Raw genomic sequence first — 26,948 nt, forward strand, 5'->3', positions numbered from 1 at the left:
GCCCGCTGCGCTCGCTGCTGGTCGTCAGCTGGCGGCCAGGGCCGCCAGCACCAGATGGAGCAGCGCGGCGCCGAGCGCCAGCACCGCGGCAGCGGAAGCGATCCAGTGGAAGCGGCCCGGCACCGCGCTCAGCAGGCCCACCGTCGTCAGCGCGGCCGCGGTGAGCGCGCCCAGCCAGAGCACCCAGCCGATGGCGCTGCCGGCAGCCTGCAGGCTCGCGCCCAGCGACAGGCACAGCAGGGCGGTGCCGCCCAGCTGCAGCCAGCGCCGCCACGGGCCCGGCGTGCTGCCGCGGCCGAAAACGTCTTCGCTGTGGCGGTCCATCGCGAGGCTCAACGCGCAGAAGCCCGCGAGCGAAGCGGCGAACACCAGCGCCAGGAGCAGGGCGTGCATCAGGAGCCGCCTCCCGAGGTGGCGAGCCCTTGCTGCGGCGGTGTCTTCGGGGCCGGCTTCTGTGCGATGGCCTTGCGGCGCTTTCGCTCGACGAGCCAGACCGCGCTCGCGAGCCCCAGGCCCAGCGCGATGGCGACGAGATCGAAACCCGCCACCGCGCTCGGTCCGGAGCGCAGGCTCACCGTCAGCGGCGCGGGGCCGGTGAACGCATTGAGCACCGGCAGCAGCACGAACAGCAGCGCGCCGAGCGCCAGTTGCGCCTGCCACATGCGCAGTGTCGGCCGCAGCAGGCCCAGCACCGCGGACGCGCCCCAGACAATGAAGAACCAGCGGATCTCCGCCTCGCCGCGCTCGGCCATCTCGACCGGCAGCAGGCGGTTGGCCCAGAAGAACGCCGCCATCGCGAGCGGCAGCCCGGCGATGGCGCCGAGGTTGAGCCCGTCGACCAGCCGCAGGCCGAAGCCGACACGCCCGCCCTGCTTGAGCGTCTTCGCGAACTTCTGCCGCTCCTTCACCGCCCACAGCAGCAGCCCCGTGGCCACCATCAGGCAGCCCGCGATGCCCGAGAGGAAGAACAGCGCGCGCAGCAGCGGATTCGCGAAGCGCCCGATGTGCAGGCCGTAGAGCACGCCGCGCGTCTCGGCGGCGGGCTTGGGCACGTCGCCGAACGTGCCGATCAGCGCGCCGGTCGCGCCGTTGAACTGCATCGTCGGCTGGTCGTAGGAAAGCTGCGGCCCCTCGGCGCGCGTGAGCGAGACCACCGCCTTGGCATCGTTCGGCTGGTGCACGGTGACACGGCCCACGGCCGCGCCGTGCCAGTGCGCGGAGGCCTGCGCGATCATCGGCGCGATGGGCGCAAGCGGCACCCTGTTGCCCGAGGCCTTGAACTGGTCACGGCCGCTGCCGGGGAAAGCTTCGGAGAAGAACACCTGCTCGCCGCCGCGGTCCTTGTAGGCCACCTGGGGAGCCCACGGCATGTACAGGAACATCAGCGTGACGAGGCCCGTGTACGTGATCATCAGGTGATAGGGCAGCGCGAGCACCGCCGTCACATTGTGCGCATCGAGCCACGAACGCTGGCCCTTCTTCGGCCGGAAGGTGAAGAAGTCCTTGAAGATGCGCTTGTGCGTGACGATGCCGCTGAAGATGGCCACCAGCATGAACATCGCGCAGAAGCCCACGATCCAGCGCGCCCACAGCGCGGGCATGTAGTGCAGGTCGAAGTGCAGGCGGTAGAAGAACTCGCCGCCGCGTGTGACGCGCGGCGCGGTAACCGGCTCGCCGGTGGCCGGGTCGAGCGATGCGCGGTCGAAGCGGCGGCGCGGCGGTTTCTTGTCGTCGGGCGTGGCGGCGCCCGGCGGCGCGGGCGGCGCGAGCCAGAGCACGTCGGTCGACCTCTGGCGCTCATTCGGCAGGTTGATGAACCAGCGCGGGCTGTCCGCGCCGCGTTGCTGCAGATAGGCCACGGCGCTTTCGACGGCGCGCACCTGCGGCACGGCGGGCTGCGCGGCGGCGTGCAGCTCGGGCTTCATCCAGAGCGTGATCTCGTCCTTGAAATACGACGCCGTGCCGGCCGCGAAGACCATGAACAGCACCCAGCCGACCAGCAGGCCCGACCAGGTATGCAGCCACGCCATCGACTGGCGGAATCCCTCCTTCATGCTGCTGCGCCTCCGGTGAGCCGCAGGAGGACAAGCAGCAGTACGCCGAGCGACCCCGCGGCGACGGCCAGGCCGGACCAGGCACGCAGCGCGGTGCGCGCCGCAAAGACCCACATCACGGCGAGCGCGAAGACGAGGAAGGAAGCCAGCGTGCCGGTCATCGTGGCTTCGCTGCGGGCCATGCCGAAGGCGAAGGGCAGGCACAGGGCGAGAACGGCGGCAAACAGGGCGGCTACGCCGTAGCCGCCCAGGATGGCGGCGATGGCGCGCACGGCCACGCCGAGGCGGTAACGAAGGCTGGAGCTCACGACGCGGGCCGGACGGCGGGCGAGGACGTTCGGAGATTCATGGGAAAAAAGAGATGACAGATAATGAGAATCATACTCATCTTCGGCGCGAATCTCTTCTTGCCCTGGTGACGCAGCAGCAATGGAGCGCCACGGCAAAAGCCCCGGAGCGATGCGGCTGCACCGCGCGGGGCCTTGCCCGGCGTCAATCGAGATTGAGCGTCGGCTTCTGCGTACCGCGTCGTTACTTCGCCTGCAGCAGCGCGCCGGCTTCGAGCAGCACCAGCTCGTTGTCGTCGGCCTTGTTGGGCTCGCGGCTGCTGGAGAAGGGCAGGTTGTTGTCGTTGCCGACCACGATGTGCGTGGCATCGACCACGTCGACGTTCTCGATCGTGAAGAACGGGAACTTCAGCACGCCGTCGTTCAGCGGCTTGCGTGCGAGCTTGTTCGGGTCGGCAATGTTCAGCAGGTCGATGTAGCCGATCTTGCGCACCGGGCCGCCCACGTTCGCATCGTTCAGCTCGACCTTGTAGACGCGCTTGAACTTGGCGATGTCGTGGAAGCAGTCGGTGCGCTTCTGGCCTTCGGGGCAGGCCTTGTCGCTGGTGCCTTCGCCGTTGTCGCGTTCGATGATGAGGCCCATGGCACTCGTGCCATCTCCTGCCTTGCCGTCGATCATGTTGAAGTCGCCGATGGCGTTGCCGTTGGCTTCGAGCACGTATTGCCAGTGGCGGCCGGTCCACTTCTCGGTGGCCACGTCGAACTCGAGCACGCGCAGCGCCTCCTTGCCTTCGACCTTCTCGTAGTCCTTGGCCTCGGCGTTCCACACCGGGCCTTCGAGCAGCGCGTAGAGCTTGCTGCCGTCCTTCGACGAGGCCATGCCCTCGAAGCCCTTGGAGCGCTTGACCTGGAACTCGACCGCGCCACCCGGCGCGCCCGGCGTGGTCACGGCCGGATGGTCGGGCGAGCGAACGGCCTTGCCGTCGACCAGCGTGTCGTACACCGCGAGCACCTTGCCCTTCAGGTCGGCCTTGATGAGGAAGGGGCCGAACTCCTCGCCGATCCACAGCGCGCCGCCGGCGAACTGGAAGCTCTCGGGGTCGAAGTCGGAGCCCGTCAGGTAGCGCTGCCTGGTGCCTTCCTGCACGATGCGGAAAGGCACCTTCTTGTCGGGGTCGTGCAGGAAGATGGTGTCCAGGCGATTGAACTTGCCGCTCTTGAAGTCCACCTTGTAGTGGTTCAGGTAGAGCATGAAGTCGGGCGAGTTGGCCTTGGCGCCGGCGCCGTTGTCGGTAAGGATCCAGAAGGTGCCGTCGTCCATCTTCTTGATGCCCGAGTGGCCTTGCAGCGGCTGGCCCTTGAAGGGCAGCGACACGCCGGTGGGGCGTCCGGCCGACAGGCCTTCGACGCTGCCCACGGCCTCGACGCGCCTGGCCGTCGTGAACTTGCCGCTGACCTGCAGGTCGGCCGGTGCGTCCTTGGGCGTGGCAACGAAGCTCTGCGCGGGCAGCACGGCGTGGCCGGCGAGCGTGGCGGGGAAGGCGGTCTGCGCAGCCGCGGCGCCGCATGCGAGTGCGGCGGCCAGGGCAACGAAGGACAGGGAGGCAAGACGTGTCATGAGCAGGAGAGTGTTCAAGTCGAAAACGCGTGACCATGCCGAGGGGGCATGACGCCGCCATGACATCCCTTCAAGGTGCGATGTCGACCGTCACCTCGCGCGACTCGGCACGCCCCTGGTCGTCGACCGCGCGCAGCACGTAGCGCCGGCCCGAGGCCGCGAGGTCGGGCATCCACGTGATGCCTTCGCCGGGCGCGGCGCGGCCGATGAGCGCGTCGTCGGCAAACCAGTAGATCGCCTGCGTGCCCGCCGCGGCTTCGGCGCGCAGCACCAGCGGTTCGGGCTTGTTCGCGCGCAGCGTGTGGCGCACGCCGCGCAGGGGCGAGGTGATGAGCGGTGCGCTTTCCGGTGCGCCGCCGTCTTTCTCGCAGCCATCGGCCGGTGCGCTCGCGCGCGGCAGGCCGGCCTGGCGGAACAGTCGGCGCATGTCGCTTCCCCATTGCTCCACCACCTGCTGGCGGGCATTGGGCTGCGGGCCGCAGACCACCTTGCCGGTCGTCTCGTCGACCCATACCGCGCGGTGCAGGTTGCTGACCTGGATGGGCGACTTGCCGGCGATGAACCACGTCATGGTGCGCACCGGGCACAGCGCGTCGGGCAGGCCACCCGTCGCCGCGCAGACTTCGACCTGGCGCAAGTCGGGCGGCTGGCGCGACGCGACCTCGCCGGGGTCGAGCCGCTGGGCGCGCAGCGCATCGACCATGCGCAGGAACAGCGGCGCGGCCGCATCGACGCCCACCAGCGCGGGGTTGCTGGTGCCGTCGAAGTTGCCCACCCACACCACCAGCACATGCCGGCCGAACACGCCGGCCGTCCACGCATCGCGAAAGCCCCAGGACGTGCCCGTCTTCCATGCGATGGCGGGGCGCGCGGGCAGCGTGGTGTCGGGGCGCGGCGTGTGGCGCAGCATGTCGAGCGTGATGAAGGAAGCCTCCTCGCTCAGCAGGCGCAGCGGCTGCACGGGCCGCTCGTCGGGCGCGGGCTGCGTGTAGCGAATGGGCTGCGAGATGCCGCCGTTGGCCAGCGTCGCGTACATGCCCGCCAGTTCCTCGGGCGTGACCTCGCCACCGCCCAGCACCAGCGCGAGGCCGTAGTGCGATTCGCTCTGCAGCTTCTGCACGCCCGCGAGCCGCATGAAGTCATACAGCCCCGGCTTCGAGAGCCTGGCCGCCACGGCGACCGCGGGCACGTTGCGGCTGCGGATCAGCGCCTCCTGCGCCGGCAGCGGGCCGGCGAAGCGGTGGTCGAAGTTCTCAGGCGTGTAGGGGCCGAAGGAGGTCGGCGCGTCCTTCAGCATCGTCTTCGGATGCAGCAGCCCCTGGTCGAGCGCCAGCGCGTAGATGAAGGGCTTGAGCGTGGAGCCCGGCGAGCGCTTGGCCAGCACGCCGTTGACCTGCCCCGCGATGGCGTCGTTGCGGAAGTCGGCCGAGCCGATCATCGCGCGCACCTGCATGGTCGAGGCGTCGAGCAGCAACGCGCTCGCGTTCGTCATGCCCACGTCGGCATGCGTGCGCAGGTACTGGCCCATCACGCGTTCGAGCGTGGCCTGCATGCGCAGGTCGATGGTGGTGCGCACCTCCTGCACGCCACGCTCCTGCGCGAGCAGCATGTCGGTGGCGTGCGGCGCAAGAAAAGGCAGGCTGCCGCGCGACTGCGCCGACAGCGCGAGCTGCGCATCGGGCGCATGCTGCTTCGCGGCCGGGTCGCGCTCGGCCCACAGCGCCCACAGCCGTTCGCGCGCCGACTGCAGCTCGGCATTGCGCCCGCGCTCGGCGATGCGCTTGACGGGGTTCTGCGGAATCACGGCAAGCGTCAGCGCCTCGGGCAGGCTCAGCTTGGCGGCGTCCTTGCGGAAGTAGATGAGGCTCGCGGCCTGCACGCCTTCGATGTTGCCGCCATAGGGCGCGGTGTTGAGGTACGCCTCCAGGATGTCGTGCTTGCTGAAGCGCGCCTCCAGCCACAGCGCCGCGAAGATCTGCGCGACCTTGCCTGTGGGCGTGCGGCTGTCGATGCCGTAGACGCGGCGCGCGAGCTGCATCGTGAGCGTCGAGCCGCCCTGCCTGCGTTCGCCGCTGGCAATGCGCCACGCACTGCGCGCCAGCGCGGCGGGGTTGACGCCGGGGTGCGCATGGAAGCGCCGGTCTTCGTACAGCAGCACCGCGTCGACCAGCGTGGGCGAGATGCGATCGAGCGGCACCCAGAGCCGGTACTGCTCGTCCCCCGCGAGCGTGAGCCGCAGCAGCTCCCCGCCCTGCGCATACACAGCGCGCGAACTGCCGACGGTCTCGCTCAACGCCGCGTGCGGCCACAGGCGCAGCAGCGCGAGCACGAGGACAAGCGCCAGCGCCCACAGCGCGGGCTTGCGCAGCCTTCTTCCTGCAGACGCGATGCCGATGCGCATGGCGGACCTGCCTTGCCTCAGTTGCCGACCACCTGGAAGCGCGCACCGGCCGAGCGCGAGAACACGCGCCGGTCGTACATCGCCTCGCCGTACGCCGCCGGCACCACGTAGTCGCCCACGTTGGTGGCGCGCGCCTTGTAGGTCACTTCGAGCAGGTCCTTGTTGACGTTGCCGTAGAACACGACACGGTCTTCGCGGATGTCGGCGTACTGCACCTTCCACGAGCCGCCGCCGCCCAGGCGCTTCTTCCAGATGGGCGCGTCGGCGTTGGCATCGTCGTCGTCGCCCACGGCCTGCAGCACCGGCTCGAGGCCGCCGGGCAGCACGTCGACCAGCGCCACGTCGTTGAGCTGCGCGCGCTCCAGGCTGCGCACGCGCACCCGTACCGTGACCTCTTCACCGAGCCTGGCCTTGGTGATCGGATTGCCCTTGCCATCGAGCACTTCGTGGAAGATTTCGAGGCCCTTGTTCACCGCCGTGGCGGGCACGTTGCGCTCGAAGCCCTGTTCGGCCCAGCTGTAGTAGAGGTTGAAGTCGCTGTCGTTCGACAGCTTCAGCCTGGCCGTGCCGGCCGGCACCGCTGCGCGCGTGATCGGGTTCACCGCGCCCAGCGCGAGCGCGGCGGCCTGGCCCTGCGCGTTGACGGCGCTCGCCGTGAGCTTGCCTTCGGCGTTCTGCCCCACGGCCTCGAAGTACGAATCGACCGCGAGCAGCATCGAGGCCGACGACAGGCTGTTGTACCAGCCGTCGCGCACCATCGCGGCCATGCCTTCCCACACAGCGGGCTTCAGCGTCTTCAGGCGCGACGGGAAGTGGCGGCCCACCAGGTGCAGCGTCATGCTGTCGTGCACCAGCGGGTCGTAGTAGGCGCCCCATACGTTGCGGCGCTGTTTCTTCTCCGTGCGCGCGAGCAGGTCGGCCCACACAGGGTTCAGCAGCTCGTTGGCCACCTGCTCCTGCTTCACGAGCTGGTAGCTCGCGGCAAGGTAGACAGCGCCGAGGTCGTCGCTCCAGCCCTGCGTCTGCTTGCCGCGCCATGCTTCGCGCAGGTTGGCCAGCGCGGCCGGCGCGATGATGCCCTGGCGCGTCAGCAGGTACGCCGCCTGCGTGCGCTGGCGCCAGCCGTCGAGCGATGCGTCGCTGCTGCCGAGCCAGCCCTGAAGGTAGGCGTTGGCCTTCTGCAGCAGGTCTTGCGGCACGGGCAGCTTGTGGTCCCTGGCCTCGACCAGCAGGTGCACCGCATACAGCGTGGCGAAGGCATCGGTGCCGGCACCGGGCCACAGCGAGAAGCCGCCGTCGGCCGTCTGCCGTGCGCGCAGCTGCACGAGGTAACGCTCGAAGGTCTTGCGCGCCTCGGGCATCGGCCCCTGCTCGGCCGTGCGGCCACGCGCCATCTCCTTCACCAGCTCGGGGCGGCCCGCGAGCAGCACGGCCGGGAAGGTCTGGCTCGTGATCTGCTCGGTGCAGCCGTGCGGGTACGCCTCCAGGTACTGCATGAGGCCGGTCGCGAAGGCCCACGGCGCGGCGGACACGGCCACGTCGCTCTGGCGGAAGTTCGGGTACAGGTCGGCCTGGCTCGACAGCTCGCCCGCGCGCTGGAAGCTGCCGGCCTGCACCAGCGTGACGAAGGGCGACGCCGGCCGCACGCTCACTTCGGTCGACAGGCGCGCGCTGTAGTTCTTGTGCGTCGATGTGAACACCAGCGCCGAAGAACCCAGCACCGCCTGTTCGCCCGGCTTGGCGCGCACGTTGAACTTGGTGCTGGCTTCGCCGCGTTCGTTGACCTTGAGCGTCTGCGTGGCGTCGCCCACCACTTCGAGTCCGCCGGAGGCGGTGAGCGTGAGCGCGATGGGCGCTTCCTTGCCCGAACCCGGGATGTTGTTGGCCAGGCCCACACCCACTTCGACCGTATCGCCGGGCGCCATCGCGAGCGGCGCGTTCGGCAGTATCACCATGTCGCCGCGCACCACGGTGCGGGTGCTCTTGGCGGCGGTGGTCTCGTCGTTCACGGCCACGGCCATCACGCGCAGGCTGCCGTTGAAGCTTTCGGGCACGGTGTAGCTGAACTCGCGGCTGCCGTTCACGTCGACCAGGCCCGACCAGTAGGCCACCGGTTTGTCGCGCTTGCGCTTGAACGGGTTCAGGTGCTTGCCGAGTTCGCCCTCGCCGTCGCCGCCGGGTGCGGCGCCCTGCATGAGCTTCTTGAACTCCGGCAGGATCAGGTCGAGCGTCTGCAGCGTGCCGACTTCGAGCGCGCGCTTCTGGAAGAAGTGCTTCAGCGGGTCGGGCGTCTTGTAGCGCGCCACCTGCAGGATGCCTTCGTCCACCGCGAACACCACGGCGCGCGTGGGCTTGTCGCTGGTGAGCTTCATCTTCACGGTCTGCCCCGGCTTCACCAGTTCGCTGCTGGTGAGCTGCAGGTTGGCGGTGCGCTTGGTCAGCGCGGTGGCGAAGGGCACGACGCCGTACGACAGCGGGCTCATGTAGACCTCGTCCGAGGCCGGGTCGCGCACGAAGTGCACGTTGATGTAGCCGGTGCCCTCGAAATCCTTGGGCAGCACGATCTTCTGCACCGACGCGGTCTTGTCGGTCTTGAACCATGCGTGGGCGTAGACCTTGTCGCGCTCGATGGTGATGAGGCCCGCTCCCACGTACGGCGCGCGGATGCTCACCGCGATTTCCTGGCCCGGCTCGTAGTCCTTGCGGTCGAGCGTGAGCTGCAGCTCGGCGTTGCGGTCCAGAGAGCGCGACACGTTGGCATTGCCCGCCACGCTGTACTCCACCCGGTTGAGCTCCAGCCCCTGGGCATTGCGCACCACGTAGGCGAAGTTGCCGGGCGCGCCGGTGTCCAGCGCCACGTTGTTGCCGGCCGCGGCGATGGCGAAGGGCTTCTCGTCGAGCACCACTTCCTTGCGGCGCGACTCGTAGCGGTACAGGCCGTTGTCCTGCTTGATGAGCACCGACAGCACCTTGCGCTCCACGCGCTCGATCTTCAGGTCGGCCACGGCCGTCTTCTTCGCCTGCGGGTCGATGGCGATCACGGTGGCGTTGCGCGCGGCGCCCTTGCTCACGTAGCCGACGTCGCCGTCGACCTTCACGCCGACGAGGTAAGGCATGTCGCTCACCAGCGTCTGCGCCTCGGCCGACACGCTGCGCCCGCCCTCGGGCCCGAAGGCCTTGGCGAGCACGTGCACCTGGTAGGTGGCGGCGTCGAAGCGCGACAGCCGCAGGTCGAATTCGGCCTTGCCGTCGGCGCTGGTCTGCACGCTGCCCAGATCGTCGACCTGCCTGTCGGCCGCACGCTGCGGATCGAAGAACGCGTAGTCGGTGAAGGCGCGGAACACCGGGAAGCCCGGGCTCAGCGTGAGCGTGCCTTCCACTTTGCGATCAGGCGCGGGCGTGCCGAAGAGGTTCTGCACGTCGATGAGCGCCTTCAGGTCTTTGGGCCTGACCCAGCCCTCGGCGACTTCGCTGCTGAGCTTGGCCGTGACCTTGGTGCGGTCCGGCAGAAACTCCTGCACCTTCACCGTGGTGCTGCCGATCAGCAGGCCTTCGACCTCGGGCGTGCCGGGCGACGATTCGCGCGGCAGGTAGAGGTTGACGGTGTAGTTGCCGGTGGGCGATGTGTCTTGCGTGGTGTGGGCGATTTCCGCCGCGCCGCCCGGGCCGAGCTTGAGCTTTTCGCGGCGCACGCCGAGGCCGCGCGCATCGATGATCTCGGCTTCGAGCGGCAGGTCGCGCAGCGAGGTGCCCCAGTTGCCGGCCTTGACCATCATCGCGATGTGCATGGTGTCGCCAGGGCGGTAGATGCCGCGGTCGCTGAAAACGTAGGCCGTCATCTGGTTCGGCACGCCGGCCGCGCGCAGGCCGCCGACGTCGAAGCGGGAGATGTCGAGCGTGCGGTCGTTGCGGTTGAAGGGCAGGAAGCTCAGGTCGCCGTCCTTGCGCACGACCAGCACCACAGGCGCTTTCTCGCGCTGGTAGCCGGCGAGGTTGGGCAGCTTGGCGGCGCCCGTCGCATCCGTGGCCTGCGACGCGACGATCATGCCGTTGCGGCCCCACACCTCGACCAGTGCGCCGGCCACCGGCTGGCCGTTGGCGATGCTCTGCACGAACACGTCGCGCGTGCCGTCGAGCGACTTCTTGGCGACGATGCCCAGGTCTGTGACGAGCACGAGGCGCTGGTCGAGCTGCTGCTCGGGACTGCCGCCTTCGCCATTGCTTTCTTCGTCCGACGACTGTCCCTCCTGTTGCTGTTCGTCTTCAGGCTGGGCCTGCTGCTCGTCGCCCTCGGGCTTCTTCTTGGCCTTGGGGTCGTAGCCCTGCACCTTGAGCAGGAACACGCCTCGCCGGTCGGCCACGTCGTTGCGCAGGTACTCGGCGAAGTCGACGGTTTCGTAGTGCGCCTTGCCGGCGGGAATGGTGAGCGGGATCTCCTTCTGGAAGCGGTCGACGAGGTTGTCCGACTGCAGGCCGCCGTAGAACTGCGGATGCGCGAAGTCGCCGCTGGTCTGCGTCACCAGGTGCTGCAACTGCTGTGGCAGCAGGCGGCCGATTTCGAGGCGGATGCCCGGCAGGTCGCGCACCAGGATCGGCAGCTTGCGCTCGCCCGAGAGTGCGAGCAGCGAGCCCTGGCTCATGATGGTGAGCTCGGGCGCGAAGGTCTTGAGCAGGCGCACGTCTTGCCGCGCGGCGCCGAGCTGGTAGCCGCCGGGCGTCTTCAGGCCCTTGGCCACGCGCACCAGCAGATAGCGGCCGCCCTCGGCCTGCGGCATGCGGAAGCTGACCATCTCGGTCACTTCGCGCTCGCTGGCGATGGGCTGCAGGTTGATCTTCCTGGCGCGGCGCAGCACGGCGTCGGTGAGCTTCGACGGATCGGCGGACCAGTCGAACTTTTCTTCGGATTCGCCCTTGGCGTCTTCGGTCGCGGGCAGCAGCCAGGCTTGCACCACGCGCGCCATTTCGCGCTCGTGCACGGGCATGGAGGCGGTGACGTGCATCACGTGCTCGGGCTCGCCGTTCTCGCCGGTGACGATGGTGGGTTCGATGCTGGCGATGCTCAGGCTGAAGAGGCCGGGGATGTCGACCGCGCGGGACATGTCGGCACGCAGCGCCGGGCCGCCCTTCTGCGCGACGGTGCCGGAGGTGAGGCTGAGGATCGCCGGGCGAGTCTTCTCGGGGATCGGCAGCGGCTCTGATTGCAGGGTGGCGTTGAGGCGCAGCTTGTCATAGCTGACCGTGAACTTCTCGCTCGCGCACTTGCCCACGCTGAAGAAAGAGGAGCTGCAGGGCTGGTCGTAGGTCAGCACCAAGCGCTTCTCGAACTCGGCCGTGTTCACGGGGTGCGAGAAGTGCACCTGAAAGAGCGCGCGGCGCACGTTGGCCTGCACCGGGTCTTGATAGAACTCGGCGGCGTTGATCTGCGCGGTGAATTCTGGCGAGGTGAACTCGTACTTGCGCACGGCCATCTCGATGTGCGGCGCGAGTGCGCTGTTGGTGATCTGCACCTTGTACGGCTGGCCGACGGGCCAATCTTGCGCGGGCAGGAATTCGAGCCGGTTCTGCTTGGTCCACGTCCAGCGGCCGGCGATGGCGGGCTCGATGGTGACGCCGGTGGCCTCCTGGCCGATGCGCGAAATGGGCGCCACCGAGGCCGAGAAATCAATGGCGAAGGGGTTCGGGCCCCTGTCGAGTTCGATCTGCGTGCGCTGCGGCGGCTCGGTCTTCGCGGTGGCGACGACGGGTTCGACGCGATCGGGCGTGAGGCCATGCCACCACCTGATCACATGGGGGCTGGCCATCCAGCCTGCCAGCACGAGCAGCAGAAGCAACACGACCCAGGCCAGCCGCTGCTGCAGCCACTGCAGGCCGAAGAGCAGGAATGCGCCCGCGATGCGCAGCCAGCCCGGAGGTCGCCAGGAACCGACGAGCCCACGGGCCACCGGACGCAGAAGGCCGAGCGCACGGCCCAGCCCGGTGAAGAGCGCGTCGCTGAACGACGCGAGTTTTCGATTGGCGACTTGCAGCATGGACGCTCCCACTGTGTTTTTGTTGGCGTCCGCGAGTGTGCGGACCATCTGTGAAGCAATGGCGCTGTGTGTGAAGTCTTCGTGAAAACCGCACAGGGGCCGCGCCGCGGCCATGTCAGTGGCTCATGGTGCGGTGTCAGGGGCGCTCTTGTTCGGGGCGCGCAATTCGACGAAGCGAAAAGCGGGTTTTCATTTCAGATCGAAAGCTGCGGCTTGTTCACCATCAGGTAGAACACGATGACCATCGCCACGAAGGCCGGATAGCCCAGCAGCTCCCAATAGCGCTGGTAGCGCGCATACATCTGAGGCAGCGGCGTCGATTCGCGATGCGCCTGCGCCGCGATGGCCGCCATGCGGATCTGCAGCCACACCACCGGCAGCCAGCAGATGCCCGCGAACACGAACAGCCCCAGCGAGAGCGCGAGCCACGGCGTGGACAACGGCCAGCCGGCCATGTGCGCGAGCGCGAAACCCGTGGCCGGCTGGATGATGACGGTGGGCGTGGTGAACCACCAGTCGGCACGCACCACCAGCCGGCTCACCACCGCCTGCGCGGGCACGCTGCCGCTGCGGTTGGTGAAGAACATGTAGAACGCCGACCCCAGTCCGGTGCCCACCATCAGCACGCTGGAGACGATATGCAGCCACTTGAGGACGAGATAGGTGTTCATGGCGTCGCGCGTCGGTAAAGATGCCAGAGCAGGGCGGCGATGGGCAGGTTCTTGAGCAACGGGCCGAGCGGGTGCAGCCACAGGCTCGGCTGTAGCACGGTCGCCACTAGCGTCATGGCAAGCATCAGGGCGAGTGCGGCGCCGTAGCTGGCGCGGCCTGGCCAGCGCCACAACGCGATGCCGACGACGAGGTCCGCAGCGGCGCCGCCGCCGATCAGCAGTTGCACCAGCCACGGCGGCGAAGTGATGCCCGCGGCGGCCAGCACCTCGCGGCTCTGGCCGTTCAGCTCGACGATGCTGGCGACGGCCGTGAAGAGCCACACGGCGACGAGGCTCAGGCGCAGCAGGCGATCGTCAGCTTCGGCGCGCGTCATGCGGCTTCGTCGACCGTTTCCGTCACCATGCCCCAGCGCGCGAACTCGGGCTCGAATTCCTCCAGCGTGAGCAAACCCGCGCAGGCGTGCGCACCGGCGGGCAGTGCGTCGCCGCGCGCCAGGCGCCGGGCCAGCAGGATGGCCGCCATGCAGGGGATCTCCGGGCCGTGGTTGTCGTCGGCGGCAATGTGCCAGGCGCGGCGCGCGGTGCGGCCCGATGCGTCGGTGCCTTCGACGCGCACCACCATGCCGCCCAGCGCAGTGCCGAGCGCATCGAACACGCGGCCCGCCGAATGTAGCAGCGGCGCCAGCTTTTGCGGCGCGGGCAGCACGCCCACGCGGCGCAGGAAGGCCAGGAACGCAAAGGCCTGCTGCGCCCGCCCGACTTCGAGCGCGGCGCGGAACATGACCGACTGCACGCCGGCATGGCGCGCGGGAAAGAGTTCGAGATCGGGGATGTCGCACAGCGCGCCGCGGCGCGGCTTCATGCGCGCGAACGCGACTTTCGTCGGGTGCGCCCAGCCGGGCTGCTCGGTCCAGCGCCCGCCATGCCAGACGCGGATCGGCTCGCCGCAGTACGCGAGCACGCCGGCCAGCGTGGCTTCGCCGCGCGGCGCGCCTTGCGCGGGCGCGATGCAGATGTCGATGCCGTGGATGCCTTGCCAGCCCGCCGCCAGATGGTCGACCACGGCGGACGACAGCGCAGGCACCGTGCTGGCGCCGCTGATGCCCGTGCGGCCGGCATTGCGGAACGCGGTGTCGAGCGCGCCGGGAAAGTCGCACACGAAGCGGCGGCCGTCGGCCAGGTCGATGTAGTGCGCGCCCGCCGCCGCAACGGCCTGCGGCACGCCGTAGCCCTGGTTCTGGAACGGCCCGGCGGTGTGGATCGCCAGCGCCACGCCGAGTCGGCGCAGCGTGTCCGCGAGGTCCGGCGCCTGCACGTCGATGCGAACCCCGCGCGCGCCACCGCCCAGCGATTCGGCGAACGCCGTGGCGCGCCGCGCATCGCGCCCGGCCACCAGCAGCTCGATGCCGGCGTCTGCGGCCAGCGCCCGGCAGATGCGCGCGCCGAAATTGCCGTACCCGCCGAGCACCAGCGTCCTCATCATGCGGACGCCGCGCCGGTGCCCGCGACATGGCCACGCGTGAATGCCTCTTCGAAGATGGAGTAGCCCGACCAGTCCGCATGCGCGAACGACAACCGCCCCGCGACGACGCTGCCGCGATGCGCCTCGTCCGGTGCGCTGCGCTGCGACCCGATCTGCGCCAGCAGGCCTGGCCCGGGGATCGACATGGCATGCCCGTAGCGCGTGATCTCGATGCGCGTGGCAAGCGCGGGCAAGTCTGGATGCGGCAGCGACAGCTCCGCGAGCAGGTCGTCGCGCCAGCCGGTCCATGGGCGGTCGAGCAGCAGGCGGCGGCCGTCGGCGGTGTCGTGGCTGCTCGGGCCCAGCGGGCGATACCAGCTGAGCACGGTGCCGCGCGGCGTCGGGTCGAGCGCCTGGTGGCGCGCATCGACATAGCCGAGGCCGCGCGTGCCGTAGATCACGTTGTCCCAGCTCGGCGCGGCGCCGGGCCTGTCGGCCAGCGGGCCGCGCAGGTGCACGTTGGCCACCAGCCACGGCGCGTAGCGCACATGCGCGGCGGCGTTGGCCAGCACGGGCGGCGGGTTCTCGACCACGCGGGCGGCAATGAACACCGGCAGCGCGACGATGCAGCGCTCGGCCTGCCAGCGCACGAGCGACTTCGTCTTCGCGTCCCATGCATCGACCTCGACGCCGCCGCGCGACTCGGCGATGCGCGTGACGACCTGGCCGGTGTGCAGCCGCTCGCCGAGCGGCCTGGCCAGCTGCCGCGTGAGCCAGCCGTTGCCTTCGGGCCAGGTGAGGATGCCGTCGCGCTCGGGCCTCGAATCGTTGACGCTGCCGCTCGGATCGCCGGGCGCGTGGAAGCCGTGGCGGCTCGCGAAATAGTGGATGCCGGCCCAGGCGGAAACATGCGCGATGCCGGCGCCGTAGTCGTCGCGGCAGCAGTAGTCGAGGTACCAGCGCAGCTGCGCGTCGCTGAAGCCCTCGCTGTCGAGCCAATTGGAAAAGGGGATGGCGTCGAGCGCCAGCAGCTCGGGCGTGACGGCGAACTTGAGCGTGGGAATGGCGAAATGCGCCGCGTGCTGCAGCGTGTCGATGCGCTGCGCGAACTTGCGGTACTGCGCCATCGTGCTCTCGCCAACGCCGTGCACGGGCAGCAGGCCATCCTGCCATTCGCCGTGCAGGAACAGCCGCTCCTGCGGGGCGTGGCAGAGGTTGAGCTCGTCGTATTCCCAGCGGCCCGCCACGCGGCGGCGCAGGCCGAGTTCCTCGAGCAGGTCCTGCACCTCGCGCGCATCGTCTCCCGGCACCGGCAGGTAGTGCGCGCCGAGCGGGCAGGCAATGCCGTTGACCAAGCCGCCGCGCGCGTTGCCGCCGGCGGTGTCCTCGAGCTCGAGCAGCGCGAAGTCTTCGACGCCCGCGAGCCGCAGCGCGCGCGCCGCCGCGAGCCCCGCCACGCCACCGCCGGCTATCACTACGCGCGTGCGCTTCACGACAGCGGGTGCGGCGCTCTTGAGCGCGCCGTCGCGCATCGCATGCCCGCGCGCGACGTCGATGCCGGTGAAGCCGCCTTCGATGGGCGGTGGCGGCGCCTCGCAGCCGGCCAGCGCGAGGGCGCCCGCCGCACCCGCCGCCCCCAGGAAGCCACGGCGCTTCATTCGCACCGCTCCCTTCCAGGAACACCGCGGAACCGGCTCTGCCGGGCCGCAGGTGTTGCCCCCGGCGAGGGGGAAGGCGAAGCGACACGAAGTGCGCGAAGCCTGGGGGAGTTCATCATTCAGTGCGCCATGACCTTGCCCCACTCCTGCTCATAGGTGGTGACGAGGATCTGGTTCGACAGCCGGTTCACTTCGGTCGGCACGCGCGCCATGTCGAGCGGAAAGTCGAACATCAGGGGCAGCGTGGACGGCGACAGGAAGCGCAGGCCGGCAGGCAAGGCATCGGGCATGCGATAAGGCCGGCGGCTCGCGATGATGTAGCCCCACTCGCCGAAGCTGGGCACGTGCGCGTGGTACGGCGTGGCGCGCAGGCCGACCGACTCGATGGTGGTCGCCACGGTCCAGTAGCTCTTGCGCGCCACCAGCGGCGAGGTGGTCTGGATCACCGCATAGCCGCTGGCCGACAGGCGCTTTTCGAGCAGCGCGTAGAAGCTGTTGGTGTAGAGCTTGCCGATCGCGAAGTTGGTCGGATCGGGAAAGTCGACCACGATCACGTCGTAAAGGTCGTCGACCCCCACGCTCCCCGCTTCGCGTGGTTCGCTGCCCCCCGAGGGGGCGCTCGCGCCTTGGGACGGCCCGGCGGCGCTCGACCCGCCCGGCTGCTGCAGCCACTGGAAGGCGTCGGTGTTGACGATCTTCACCTTGGGCGACGAGAGCGAGTGGCCGTTGAGCGCGGCCAGCGTCTCGTGCTCGGTGAAGAGCCTGGTCATGTTCGGGTCCAGCTCCACCAGCGTGACCGACTCGACCGAGGGGTACTTGAGGATCTCGCGCACCGCCATGCCGTCGCCGCCGCCGAGCACCGCGACCTTCTTCGGCGCGCCCTGCGCGGCCATCACCGGGTGCACCAGCGCCTCGTGGTAGCGGTACTCGTCGCGCTCGGCGAACTGCAGGTTGCCGTTCAGGAACAGGCGGTGCCCGAGCAGCCCGCGCGTCACGACGATGCGCTGGTACGGCGAGGTCGCGCTGAACACGATGCGGTCCTGGTAGAACTTGTCTTCCGCCAGCGTGGTGATGTGGTCGGCCCACACGAAGGCCGCCAGCAGCGCCGCCAGCGACAGGAAGCAGGCGAGCGCGTGCGCGCCGATGCGGCGCAGCTCATGGCGGAACAGCCACAGCGCCCACACCGCCACCGCCGCGTTCATGAAGCCGAACAGCAGGCCGGTGCGGATCATGCCGAGCTGCGGCACCAGGATGAGCGGGAACGCCACCGACACCGCGAGCGCGCCGAGGTAGTCGAAGGTCAGCACCTGCGACACCAGGTTCTTGAGCACGATGTTGCGCTTCAGGATGCGCATCACCAGCGGGATCTCGAGGCCCACCAGCGTGCCGACCACCATCACCAGGCCGTAGAGCAGCAGCCGGAAGGCGCCCGGCACGTAGGCGTTGGCCAGGAACAGGATCGCCGGCAGCGCGCCGCCGATCAGCGCGACCATCAGTTCGATGCGAAGGAAGTGCGCCGGCAGCTGGCGGTCGAAGTAGCGCGAGAGCCAGGAGCCCACGCCCATCGCGAACAGGTAGGTGCCGATGATGGTGCTGAACTGCAGCACCGAGTCGCCGAGCAGGTAGGAGCTCAGCGCGGCCGCGCTCAGTTCGTAGACCAGCCCGCAGGCGGCGACCACGAACACGCTGGCGAGCAGCGCGACTTCGACAGGTTGCGGCCCCCGCGCATCCGGGGTGCGCGCGGGCAAGGCCGCGTCGCTCAATGGATTGCAGCAGCCACGATGATGCTGATGCCCAGGCTCATTGCCGCCACGACGAGGCCCAGCGCCACGTTCTGCTTCTCGACGATCTCGCCCCACAGGTCATAGGGCGTGATCTTGTCGATGATCAGGAAGCAGAGCCAGAAGATCACGACGCCGATCAGCGCGTACACGAGCGATCCGAGGACCACGCCCGGTTTCAGCCATTCAAATCCCATGGGGACCTCCAGTCGTAGTAATGAGATACATCGGGTGCGTCATGCGCATCTTCCTCGTCATTTGTGCCCGCCGCCACTCGAGTAGCCGCCGTAGGAGCCGCCCGAGCTGCGGTAGCCGCTCGACGAACCGCCACTGCTGCTGCAGGTGCTCAGGATGATCAGCAGGATGATGATCACGACGATGATGATGATGATCGTGCCGCAGCCCATCTTCGACGCCGCCGCGCTCACGGGCAGCGCGTCGGCGCGCTTGAACATGTCCTTCTTGGCGTCGAGCTTGAAGGCGGTGGCCACCACGCCGCTGTCGAGCTTGATGCCCGAAGACCAGGTGAGCTCGTTGGCCGAGCGCTCCATCGAGAGCAGCGCGGGGCCGCTGGCGAAGTCGCGGTTGAAGGTCTTCTGCCCGCGCTCGACCTGCCAGTAGAACTCGCCCGCCACATAGGTGGTCTCGGCGTTGTAGGCGTACTGCTGCTGGTAGCGCTTGTTGAGGTAGGTGGCGGTGCTGCCGTTCTCGGCCATCACCGGGGCGCCGGTGGTCGGCTTGACCATGCTCCAGCCGTCTTCCGCGTCGACCAGGAAGCTGAAGCCGCGCTTCTTGTTGTAGAGCAGGTACTCGTCCCAGCCGAACTGTTCGTCGTCGCCGGGCTCGGTGCCCATGCGGTGCTGGAAGCCGACCACCTGCCACTGCGCACCCTGCAGCTGGCCCATGCTGCCGAGCGCGATGAGCGGGCGCACGGGCTCGTCCTGCGTCGCATGCTTGAGCTCACCGCCGATGCCCTGCGTCAGGTCGATGATGCTGTTGCACGAACGGCAGGTGATGCTTTTGCTGTCCGCCAGGTTGACGGTGACGGGCGAACCACAGTTGGGACAGTTGAAGCTGCGGCCCTTCTCGTCCTTGGCTGATTCCTCGCGCAGGCCGGTGAGCTGCAGGTCGTCGAGCTGAACCGAGCGGCCGAGGTAGGCGGTGGGCGTGGCGGTGCCGTAGTCGATGCTGAGCACCAGCCCCTTGTCGTTGCGCAGCTCGACCATCGCGAAGGAGCGGCCGAGTTCGGGCAGGTGCGGCAGCTCGCCCTGCGCGGAAGTCAGCGCCACCTGCTCGTTCGAGGTGACGGTGTAGCTCTGGCCGGCGAAGGCGGTGGTCGCGCCCACGCGCAGCTCGTTCCAGGGCGGCGCGGCGCGCTGCAGGTCGAAGGGCAGCGCGAAGACGTAGGCGCCGTTGTCCTCGCTGAGCACGCCGGTGCGGTCGCCGTCGAGCGCGGCGATCCATTCGGTCCAGCGCCCGCCCGGGTAGGTGTATTGCAGCCGGCCGATCAGCGTGAACGGCTTGTCCTGGATGCGGCCGGCGGCAAACAGCTGCAGCGGGCTGAAGTCGTCGAACAGCTCGGCCATCTTGCCGGTGCGCGCGAGCGTGTCGCCCTGGCGCACGACCGTGCTCTGGCAGTACGGGCAGACCGCATGCGTCGATTGCGCCGAGCGGAATTCGACCGGCGCGCCGCAGCCGGGGCAGGGCGCGCGGTAGTAGCGTTGGTTGCCGGTTTCCTCAGCCATGAAGCGATGCTGAAGACACGGCGAACGAGGCGGGAGATACCGCGGAACCGGCTATGCCGGGCCGCAGGTATCGCCCCCTGCAAGGGGGAAGGAGTAGCGACACGAAGTGCGCGAAGCCTGCGGGTTAGACCAGCTTCTTGAGCAACTCGGCCTTCTTGGCGTCGAACTCTTCCTGCGTGAGGATGCCCTTGGTCTTGAGTTCGCCGAGCTTCTCGAGCGTGGTCATCACGTCGGTGGGGCTCACCACGGCCACGGCAGGCTGCTGCTGGGTCGCCGCGGCCTGGGCGGCCGCGTTGGGGCTCAGGCCCTGCGCGAGGTTCTGCGCCAGCACCTGGCCGAGCGCCACGCCGGCGCCCAGGCCCATCGCGTCGCCGGCAATGCCGCCGCCGTTGGCCGCGCCCTCGGCGAACTTGGGGATGGCCTGCGCCGTCTGGTACTGCATGAACTTGCCCATGTCGTTGCCGACCATGCCCATGCCGATCTTCTGGTCGAGGATCTTCTGCAGCTCTTCGGGCAGCGAGACGTTCTGGACCGTGATGTTCTCGAGCTTGATGCCGATCTTCTCGAATTCGGGCACCAGCTGCGCGGCCAGCGCCTGCGCGAACTGGATCTGGTTGGCCGCCAGGTCGAGGAAGGGCACGCCGCTGGAAGCGATGGCGTTGCTGATGTTCTGCAGCACCAGCCCGCGCAGCTGGCCGTCGAGGTCGGCCACGCTGTAGATGTCGCGCGTGCCGGAGATCTCGGTGTGGAACAGCTTGGCGTCGCCGATGCGGAAGCTGTAGTTGCCGAAGGCCCGCAGGCGCACGGCGCCGAAGTCCTTGTCGCGGATGGTGATCGGCTGGGGCGTGCCCCACTTCTGGTCGACCTGCTGGCGGGTGCTGAAAAAGTAGACGTCGCTCTTGAAGGGGGATTCGAAGAGCTTGTCCCAGTTCTTCAGGTACGTGAGCACGGGCAGCGTCTGCGTCGTGAGCTTGTACATGCCGGGGCCGAACACGTCGGCCACCTTGCCTTCGTTGACGAAAACCGCCACCTGGGATTCGCGAACGGTGAGCGATGCCCCGTTCTGGATTTCCATCTCCGCCATCGGGAAGCGCCAGGCCAGCGTGCCGTCGCCGGTCTCGGTCCACTGGATGATGTCGATGAACTGTTTCTTGATGAAATCCATCAGGGCCATGGTCGCTCCTCTTCAGGTGTTTTCAGGTTTTTGTCCGAACTGTGCATATTGCCACACCGATTTGACCGCGCAGCCGTGTCTTTGGTCATGGGCCGCACAGGCCATCCGGCGTAGGGCGCCAATGACGCGAGGTCTACAATCGGCGCCCCCAGAAGAAGCGCCACCAGGAGCTACAGGCACATGTCCGATTCGACCCCTTCGACCTCATCGACTCCCACGCCCGAAGACAAACGCGCCGAGTTGCGCCGTGCCGCCCTCGAGTACCACGAGTTTCCCGTCCCCGGCAAGATCGCCATCGCGGCGACCAAGCAGATGGTCAACCAGCGCGACCTGTCGCTGGCCTACTCGCCCGGCGTGGCCGCCCCCTGCGAGGAAATCGTCAAGGACCCGGCCAACGCCTTCAAGTACACCTCCCGCGGCAACCTCGTGGCCGTCATCAGCAACGGCACCGCCGTGCTGGGCCTGGGCGACATCGGCCCGCTGGCGTCCAAGCCGGTGATGGAAGGCAAGGGCGTTCTCTTCAAGAAATTCGCGGGCGTCGACGTGTTCGACATCGAAATCGACGAGAAGGACCCGGCCAAGCTGGTGGACATCATCGCGTCGCTGGAGCCGACCTTCGGCGCCATCAACCTGGAAGACATCAAGGCACCGGACTGCTTCTACGTGGAGCGCGAGCTGCGCAAGCGCATGAAGATCCCGGTCTTCCACGACGACCAGCACGGCACGGCCATCACGGTGGCGGCGGCCATGGTCAACGGCCTGAAAGTGGCGGGCAAGAACATCGCCGACGTGAAGCTGGTGACCTCGGGCGCGGGCGCCGCGGCGCTGGCCTGCCTGAACCTGCTGCTCAAGGTCGGCCTGAAGCGCGAGAACGTGTTCGTGACCGACCTGGCCGGCGTGGTCTATGAAGGCCGTACCGAGCTGATGGACGACGACAAGCGCCAATACATGCAGAAGACCGACGCGCGCAAGCTGTCGGAGGTCATTGCCGGCGCCGACGTGTTCCTGGGCCTGTCGGCCGGCGGCGTGCTGAAGCCCGAAATGGTGGCCAAGATGGCCGCCAAGCCGGTGATCTTCGCGCTGGCGAACCCGAACCCCGAGATCTCGCCCGAAGACGCCCATGCGGTGCGCGACGACGTGATCATGGCCACCGGCCGCACCGACTACCCGAACCAGGTCAACAACGTCCTGTGCTTCCCGTACATCTTCCGCGGCGCGCTCGACTCGGGCGCGACCACGATCACCGACGAGATGGAAATCGCCGCGGTGCACGCCATTGCGGACCTGGCGCAGGCCGAGCAGAGCGAGCGCGTTGCTGCCGCCTACGTCGGTGAAAAGCTGTCGTTCGGCCCCGAATACCTGATTCCGAAGCCCTTCGACCCGCGCCTGATGATGAAGATCGCGCCGGCCGTGGCCAAGGCGGCGGAGGAAAGCGGCGTGGCCACGCGTCCCATCAAGGACATGGACGCCTACCGCGACAAGCTGCAGAGCTTCGTCTATGCCTCGGGCACCACGATGAAGCCGATCTTCGAAACGGCCCGCCGTGCCGCCAAGAAGCGCGTGGCCTACTGCGAAGGCGAGGAAGAGCGCGTGCTGCGCGCCGCGCAGATCGTGGTCGACGAAGGCATCGCCCGCCCGACGCTGATCGGCCGCCCGGCCATCATCGCCCAGCGCATCGAGAAATTCGGCCTGCGGCTGAAGGAAGAGCTGGACTACGACATCGTCAACGTCGAGCAGGACCACCGCTACCGCGACTTCTGGCAGACCTACCACCGCATGACCGAGCGCAAGGGCCAGACGGTGCAGACCGCCAAGATCGAGATGCGCCGCCGCCTCACGCTGATCGGCGCGATGCTGCTGCACAAGGACGAGGTCGACGGCATGATCTGCGGCACCTGGGGCACCACGCTGATCCACCTGCACTACATCGACCAGGTGATCGGCAAGCGCCCCGGCGGCTGCCAGAGCACCCCGCAGGACGTGCCGGTGTACGCCTGCATGAACGGCCTGCTGCTGCCCGACCGCCAGGTGTTCCTGGTCGACACGCACGTCAACTACGACCCCTCGCCCGAGGAACTGGCCGAGATCACGACGATGGCGGCCGAGGAAATGATGCGCTTCGGCCTGAAGCCGAAGGCGGCGCTGCTGTCGCACTCCAATTTCGGCACCAGCAACGAGCCCAGCGCCATCAAGATGCGCAAGACGCTCGAACTGCTGCGCGTGCAGGCCCCCTGGCTCGAGGTGGACGGCGAAATGCACGGCGACGTGGCGCTGGACAGCAAGCAGCGCGCGGTCGTCATGCCGCACAGCGCGCTGGCGGGAGACGCCAACCTGTTGGTTTTCCCAAACATCGACGCAGCGAATATTTCGTACAACCTGCTCAAGACGGCGGCGGGCGGCAACATCGCGATCGGGCCGGTTCTGCTCGGCGCGGCCAAACCTGTGCACATTCTCACGGCCAGCGCGACCGTTCGCCGCATCGTGAACATGACAGCCTTGACAGTGGCTGACGCAAACGCCGAAAGATAGGCTGTTTGGCGAGAGTGGCCGCCAACTTAAAACGCCATTCGATGCCCCCGCGACTGCTCAAACTTTGGGCAGTCGCTTGCTATTTTCGCCAGCGTGGTGCACACTCGCGGGCTTGAATTTGCGGGTTAACCCCGAGGTTGATCGCCAATTCGAACCCCCCGCTCTTTTCTTGTGGTGCCCCATGGCGGCTTACGCCTCGATCACGTCCTCTGTCACAAAGTTTGCGCTCACCAGCCTGTTGCTGGCGGCGTTGACGACGGGGGCCGAGGCCCGAGGTTGGTTCGGCGCAGGAAAAACGCCCGCCGAGGAAACGATTGCACTGTCCGAATTGCCGGTGCAAGGACAGCAGACCTATCAGGCAATCCTCAGCGGCGGCCCGTTTCGTTATGAGAAGGACGGCGTTGTATTTGGCAACCGCGAACGCCTCCTGCCAGCGGCACGCCGCGGCCACTACCGCGAGTACACGGTGCAGACGCCCGGCGCGCGCAACCGTGGTGCACGGCGGATCGTCTGTGGCGGTGAGCAGCGCACGGCGCCCGAAGCCTGCTGGTACACGGCGGACCACTATGCGAGTTTCAGACGGATTGCACCATGAGCGATGAAAACGACCTGAGCGGCGCACCAAAGCGCCCCGAAGAAATGATGATGACTATGGAAAGACCAGCGGAGATGACCTTATCCCTTCGTGCCGTACGCCCGAACATCGTGCAATCGATCCGCGCGTTCCGCGTGAACGACCTGCAGGACGCTGCCAACGCAGCCGGCCAGCACTTCTTGTATGCGAACCTGGGCAACGCCCAGACCAAGCAGGACGTGCTCGACCTGATCGCACAGCAGTTCACGTTCCCGGCCCACTTCGGGAAGAACTTCGACGCGCTGTACGACTGCATGACCGACCCGTTGCATAAATCGGGCCCGCAGCCAGGTTTCGTCATTGTGCTGGAGCAGATCCCGGCCAACGCCAAGTTCGACAAGGAAGCGCGCGAGCAACTGCTCGACATCTTCCGCGACGCCTCGGACTACTGGGGCGACCGCAAGGTCCCGTTCCGCTGCTTCTATTCTTTTCTGTAGCCCGTTCTGCATCCACCAGCCAAGCAGAACGGGCGAACGAGGCTCAGCCGAACGCTGAAACCCTCGATGGCATCGACGTGAACAACACCTCCGCAACCGCAGCGGCCGCCGCCAGCACCGAGCCGGCCGGCGAAAAAATGCCGACCGACAAACTGGTCGACGTTTCGCCGCTTGCCCTGCGCATGAGCAGCCCCTTCAATGCGGGTTACTGGCTCGCCGCCGCTTAAATACGAGCGACGGGCAGCGCATCAGCCCAATTGAAAAAGCCCGCTCAGCGGGCTTTTTTCATGGGGCGACGGCCTGGGCCAGGGCGACGTATTCGTCGACGGGCACTTCCTCGGCCCGCCGCTGGACATCGAACTCGCCCTCGAAGCCGTGTTCCTGCAGCCACTTGCCCAGCGTATGGCGCAGCAGCTTGCGGCGCTGGCTGAAAGCCACCTGCACGATCTCGCCCAGCCGCGCGGCATCGACCGCCGGCGGCGTGGCCAGCGGCACCATCCGCACCACGGCGCTGTCCACGCGCGGCGGCGGATCGAAGCTCTCGGGCGGCACGAACAGCACGTCTTCCATCTTGTAGCGCCACTGCAGCATCACGCTCAGGCGGCTGTAGTCCGATGTGGCGGGCTTCGCCACCATGCGGTCGATCACTTCCTTCTGCAGCATGAAATGCTGGTCGGCCACCAGGTGGGCATAGCCCAGAAGGTGGAAAAGGATGGGTGTGGAGATGTTGTAGGGCAGGTTGCCCACCACGCGCAGCGGCTTGCCGGGAAACCGTTCGGCCAGCGCCGCGAAGTCGACCTTCAGCACATCGGACTCGATCACCTCGAGCTGGGCGTGCTCGCGCAGCCGCTTGGCGAGGTCGCGGTCGAGCTCGATCACCGTCAGGCGGCCCAGCCGCTCGACCAGCGGCTGCGTCAGCGCGGCAAGCCCCGGTCCGATCTCGACCATGGCATCGCCGGGCTGCGGCGCGATCTCGCGCACGATCGCATCGATGATTCCCCCGTCGGACAGGAAATGCTGTCCGAACCGCTTCCTGGCGATATGTGCCATCAGATCAGGACTGCGGCGGATCGCGGTATTCGACGTAGGCGCGGGCGCGCACTTCCTGCACCCAGGTGGAGAATGCTTCCTCGACACGCTTTTCGCGCAGCGCGGCGCGCGCGGCTTCGCGCTGCTCGGACTGACTGAGCTTGGCGTCGCGGCGGCCTTCCACCTGGATCAGGTGCACGCCGAAGCGCGACACCACCGGATCGCTGATCTCGCCCGGCGCGAGGCGGTCCATGGCTTCCTCGAACTCGGGCACGAACTGCCCGGGGCGCGACCAGCCGAGCTCGCCGCCGTCCTTGGCGCTGGCGTCCTGCGAGTTGTCGCGGGCCAGCCCGGCGAAGTCGGCCGTGCCGGCCTGCACCCGGCGCTTGAATTCGGCCAGCTGCGCGACCGCCTGCGCCGTGGTGCGCTTGGGATCGTTGAGCAGCAGGATGTGGCGCACCTGCGTCTGGGTCACGGTCGCGTCGCCCGAGCCGATCTGGGCCTTGGCGAGCACCTTGAGCACATGGAAGCCGGCGCTCGAACGCACCGGCCCGGCAATGCCGTTCACCGCCGTCGATTGCGTGGCGTCGACGAACAGCGGCGGATAGCGGTCGGCGCTGCGCATGCCGATGGCGCCGCCGTTGGCGCGGTCGGGTGCATCGGAGTTCTCGCGCACCAGTTTGGCGAAGTCTTCGCCGGCGCGGGCGCGCTGGGCGATGTCCTGCGCCTTCTTCTGGGCCGCGGCCACCTGGGAGTCGGTGGCGTTCTCGGGCACGGCGACGAGCACCTGCGCCAGGTTCAGGTTCTGCAGCGCCGCGTTCTTGACGGCCTGGTTGCGCTGGTCGATCAGGTATTCGTCGGCCTCGGCATCGCTGATCTTGACCTTCGACTCGACCTCGCGGTCGCGCAGCCGCGTGAGCAGCAGCTGGTCGCGCAGGTCGCGGCGGAACTCCGCTTGCGTGAGGCCTTCGGCGATCACGCGGCGGCGCAGCTCGGTCAGGCTGATTTCGTTCTGGCGCGCGACCGTCTGCTCGGCCTGGTCGATCGCCACGTCGTCGACCTTGATGCCGTTTTCCTTGGCCAGCTGCAGCTGGGCGCGCTCGGAAATCAGGCGCTCGAGCACGAGCCGCGTGAGTTCGTTGCGCGGCACGCGCTCGGCGTCCGGGTTTTCCTTGATGAGCCGGTCCACCCGCGTCAGCACCTCGGTGTTGGTGATCGGCTCCGAGTTGACCAGCGCGACGATGAATTCGGCGGAGCGCTGCACCGGCGCGGTGTTGGCGGGCGCCGCGGGGCGGGCCGCCGGCGGGCCCAGGCGCGGGCCGGCGCGCATGATGTCCGTGATGCCGGAGTGGAAGCCTTGCGCGCCCGCCGCTGCGGCCATCGCTGCAAGGCAGCCAAGTGTGATGATGGAACGGAAGTGTTTCATGGCGTGCTCAGTC

The 26,948-nt window shown here is 68.2% G+C and carries 20 protein-coding genes; 4 read left to right on the forward strand and 16 right to left on the reverse strand.

The features are described from left to right. Positions 1-24 precede the first annotated feature (24 nt). The 14 genes from WIX39_RS04010 to WIX39_RS04075 all read right to left on the reverse strand — a co-directional run bounded on the left by WIX39_RS04010 (position 25) and on the right by WIX39_RS04075 (position 20,880). A complete protein-coding gene (locus WIX39_RS04010) occupies positions 25-393 on the reverse strand; it encodes a DUF3325 domain-containing protein (protein ID WP_081268235.1) in 369 nt (122 codons plus the stop codon). After that, the gene (locus WIX39_RS04015) at positions 393-2,054 is read right to left on the reverse strand and encodes a PepSY-associated TM helix domain-containing protein (RefSeq protein ID WP_409194561.1); all 1,662 of its coding nucleotides are present in this window, start codon (positions 2,052-2,054) and stop codon (positions 393-395) included. Before WIX39_RS04015 ends, WIX39_RS04010 begins: the two co-directional genes overlap by 1 nt. Continuing rightward, positions 2,051-2,362, reverse strand: coding sequence for an iron transporter (locus WIX39_RS04020; protein WP_409194562.1), 312 nt, complete (start codon positions 2,360-2,362; stop codon positions 2,051-2,053). The genes WIX39_RS04015 and WIX39_RS04020 overlap by 4 nt, the downstream gene beginning before the upstream one ends. 223 nt (positions 2,363-2,585) lie before the next feature. Next, the gene (locus tag WIX39_RS04025; RefSeq protein WP_106936311.1) at positions 2,586-3,959 is read right to left on the reverse strand and encodes an esterase-like activity of phytase family protein; all 1,374 of its coding nucleotides are present in this window, start codon (positions 3,957-3,959) and stop codon (positions 2,586-2,588) included. Positions 3,960-4,029: 70 nt separating this feature from the next. Then, a complete protein-coding gene (gene pbpC, locus WIX39_RS04030; protein ID WP_234382208.1) occupies positions 4,030-6,360 on the reverse strand; it encodes a penicillin-binding protein 1C in 2,331 nt (776 codons plus the stop codon). 17 nt (positions 6,361-6,377) lie between these two features. After that, complete coding sequence (locus WIX39_RS04035; protein ID WP_409194563.1) at positions 6,378-12,389, reverse strand: alpha-2-macroglobulin family protein; 6,012 nt, start codon at positions 12,387-12,389, stop codon at positions 6,378-6,380. A gap of 194 nt (positions 12,390-12,583) precedes the next feature. Then, complete coding sequence (locus tag WIX39_RS04040) at positions 12,584-13,060, reverse strand: DUF2269 family protein (protein WP_409194564.1); 477 nt, start codon at positions 13,058-13,060, stop codon at positions 12,584-12,586. Continuing rightward, complete coding sequence (locus WIX39_RS04045) at positions 13,057-13,434, reverse strand: DoxX-like family protein (RefSeq protein WP_409194565.1); 378 nt, start codon at positions 13,432-13,434, stop codon at positions 13,057-13,059. Before WIX39_RS04045 ends, WIX39_RS04040 begins: the two co-directional genes overlap by 4 nt. Continuing rightward, positions 13,431-14,543, reverse strand: coding sequence for a saccharopine dehydrogenase family protein (locus WIX39_RS04050; RefSeq protein WP_409194566.1), 1,113 nt, complete (start codon positions 14,541-14,543; stop codon positions 13,431-13,433). The genes WIX39_RS04045 and WIX39_RS04050 overlap by 4 nt, the downstream gene beginning before the upstream one ends. After that, positions 14,540-16,180: an FAD-dependent oxidoreductase gene (locus WIX39_RS04055; RefSeq protein WP_409194567.1), complete on the reverse strand. Its 1,641-nt coding sequence runs from the start codon at positions 16,178-16,180 to the stop codon at positions 14,540-14,542. Before WIX39_RS04055 ends, WIX39_RS04050 begins: the two co-directional genes overlap by 4 nt. 119 nt (positions 16,181-16,299) lie before the next feature. Continuing rightward, on the reverse strand, positions 16,300-17,943 hold the full coding sequence (locus WIX39_RS04060) for a polyamine aminopropyltransferase (RefSeq protein WP_409194568.1): 1,644 nt from the start codon (positions 17,941-17,943) through the stop codon (positions 16,300-16,302). Then, positions 17,940-18,158 (reverse strand): DUF350 domain-containing protein, encoded by a 219-nt coding sequence (locus tag WIX39_RS04065; protein WP_019653703.1) that lies wholly within the window; start codon positions 18,156-18,158, stop codon positions 17,940-17,942. The genes WIX39_RS04060 and WIX39_RS04065 overlap by 4 nt, the downstream gene beginning before the upstream one ends. Positions 18,159-18,215: 57 nt before the next feature. Then, positions 18,216-19,706, reverse strand: coding sequence for a DUF4178 domain-containing protein (locus WIX39_RS04070; protein WP_409194569.1), 1,491 nt, complete (start codon positions 19,704-19,706; stop codon positions 18,216-18,218). A gap of 124 nt (positions 19,707-19,830) precedes the next feature. Then, the gene (locus tag WIX39_RS04075; protein ID WP_081268227.1) at positions 19,831-20,880 is read right to left on the reverse strand and encodes an SPFH domain-containing protein; all 1,050 of its coding nucleotides are present in this window, start codon (positions 20,878-20,880) and stop codon (positions 19,831-19,833) included. Positions 20,881-21,060: 180 nt separating this feature from the next. Between WIX39_RS04075 and WIX39_RS04080 the strand changes: the two genes are divergently transcribed. From WIX39_RS04080 to WIX39_RS04095, 4 genes are all read left to right on the forward strand, one after another. After that, positions 21,061-23,409, forward strand: coding sequence for an NADP-dependent malic enzyme (locus tag WIX39_RS04080; protein WP_106936308.1), 2,349 nt, complete (start codon positions 21,061-21,063; stop codon positions 23,407-23,409). Positions 23,410-23,590: 181 nt separating this feature from the next. Next, positions 23,591-24,004, forward strand: coding sequence for a ribonuclease domain-containing protein (locus WIX39_RS04085; RefSeq protein ID WP_081268225.1), 414 nt, complete (start codon positions 23,591-23,593; stop codon positions 24,002-24,004). A gap of 50 nt (positions 24,005-24,054) precedes the next feature. After that, entirely contained in the window at positions 24,055-24,480 is a 426-nt protein-coding gene (locus WIX39_RS04090) for a barstar family protein (RefSeq protein ID WP_086011111.1), read from the forward strand. A gap of 77 nt (positions 24,481-24,557) precedes the next feature. Then, positions 24,558-24,707, forward strand: coding sequence for a hypothetical protein (locus tag WIX39_RS04095; protein ID WP_155742519.1), 150 nt, complete (start codon positions 24,558-24,560; stop codon positions 24,705-24,707). A gap of 58 nt (positions 24,708-24,765) precedes the next feature. On the opposite strand, the gene rsmA is transcribed toward WIX39_RS04095, so the two are convergent. Beyond that, positions 24,766-25,530, reverse strand: coding sequence for a 16S rRNA (adenine(1518)-N(6)/adenine(1519)-N(6))-dimethyltransferase RsmA (gene rsmA / locus WIX39_RS04100; protein WP_081268224.1), 765 nt, complete (start codon positions 25,528-25,530; stop codon positions 24,766-24,768). 4 nt (positions 25,531-25,534) lie between these two features. Continuing rightward, entirely contained in the window at positions 25,535-26,935 is a 1,401-nt protein-coding gene (locus WIX39_RS04105) for a peptidylprolyl isomerase (RefSeq protein WP_409194570.1), read from the reverse strand. Between the last annotated feature and the right edge of the window lie 13 nt (positions 26,936-26,948).

The organism is Variovorax sp. AB1(2024), assembly GCF_037482385.2.
GTDB lineage: Bacteria > Pseudomonadota > Gammaproteobacteria > Burkholderiales > Burkholderiaceae_C > Variovorax.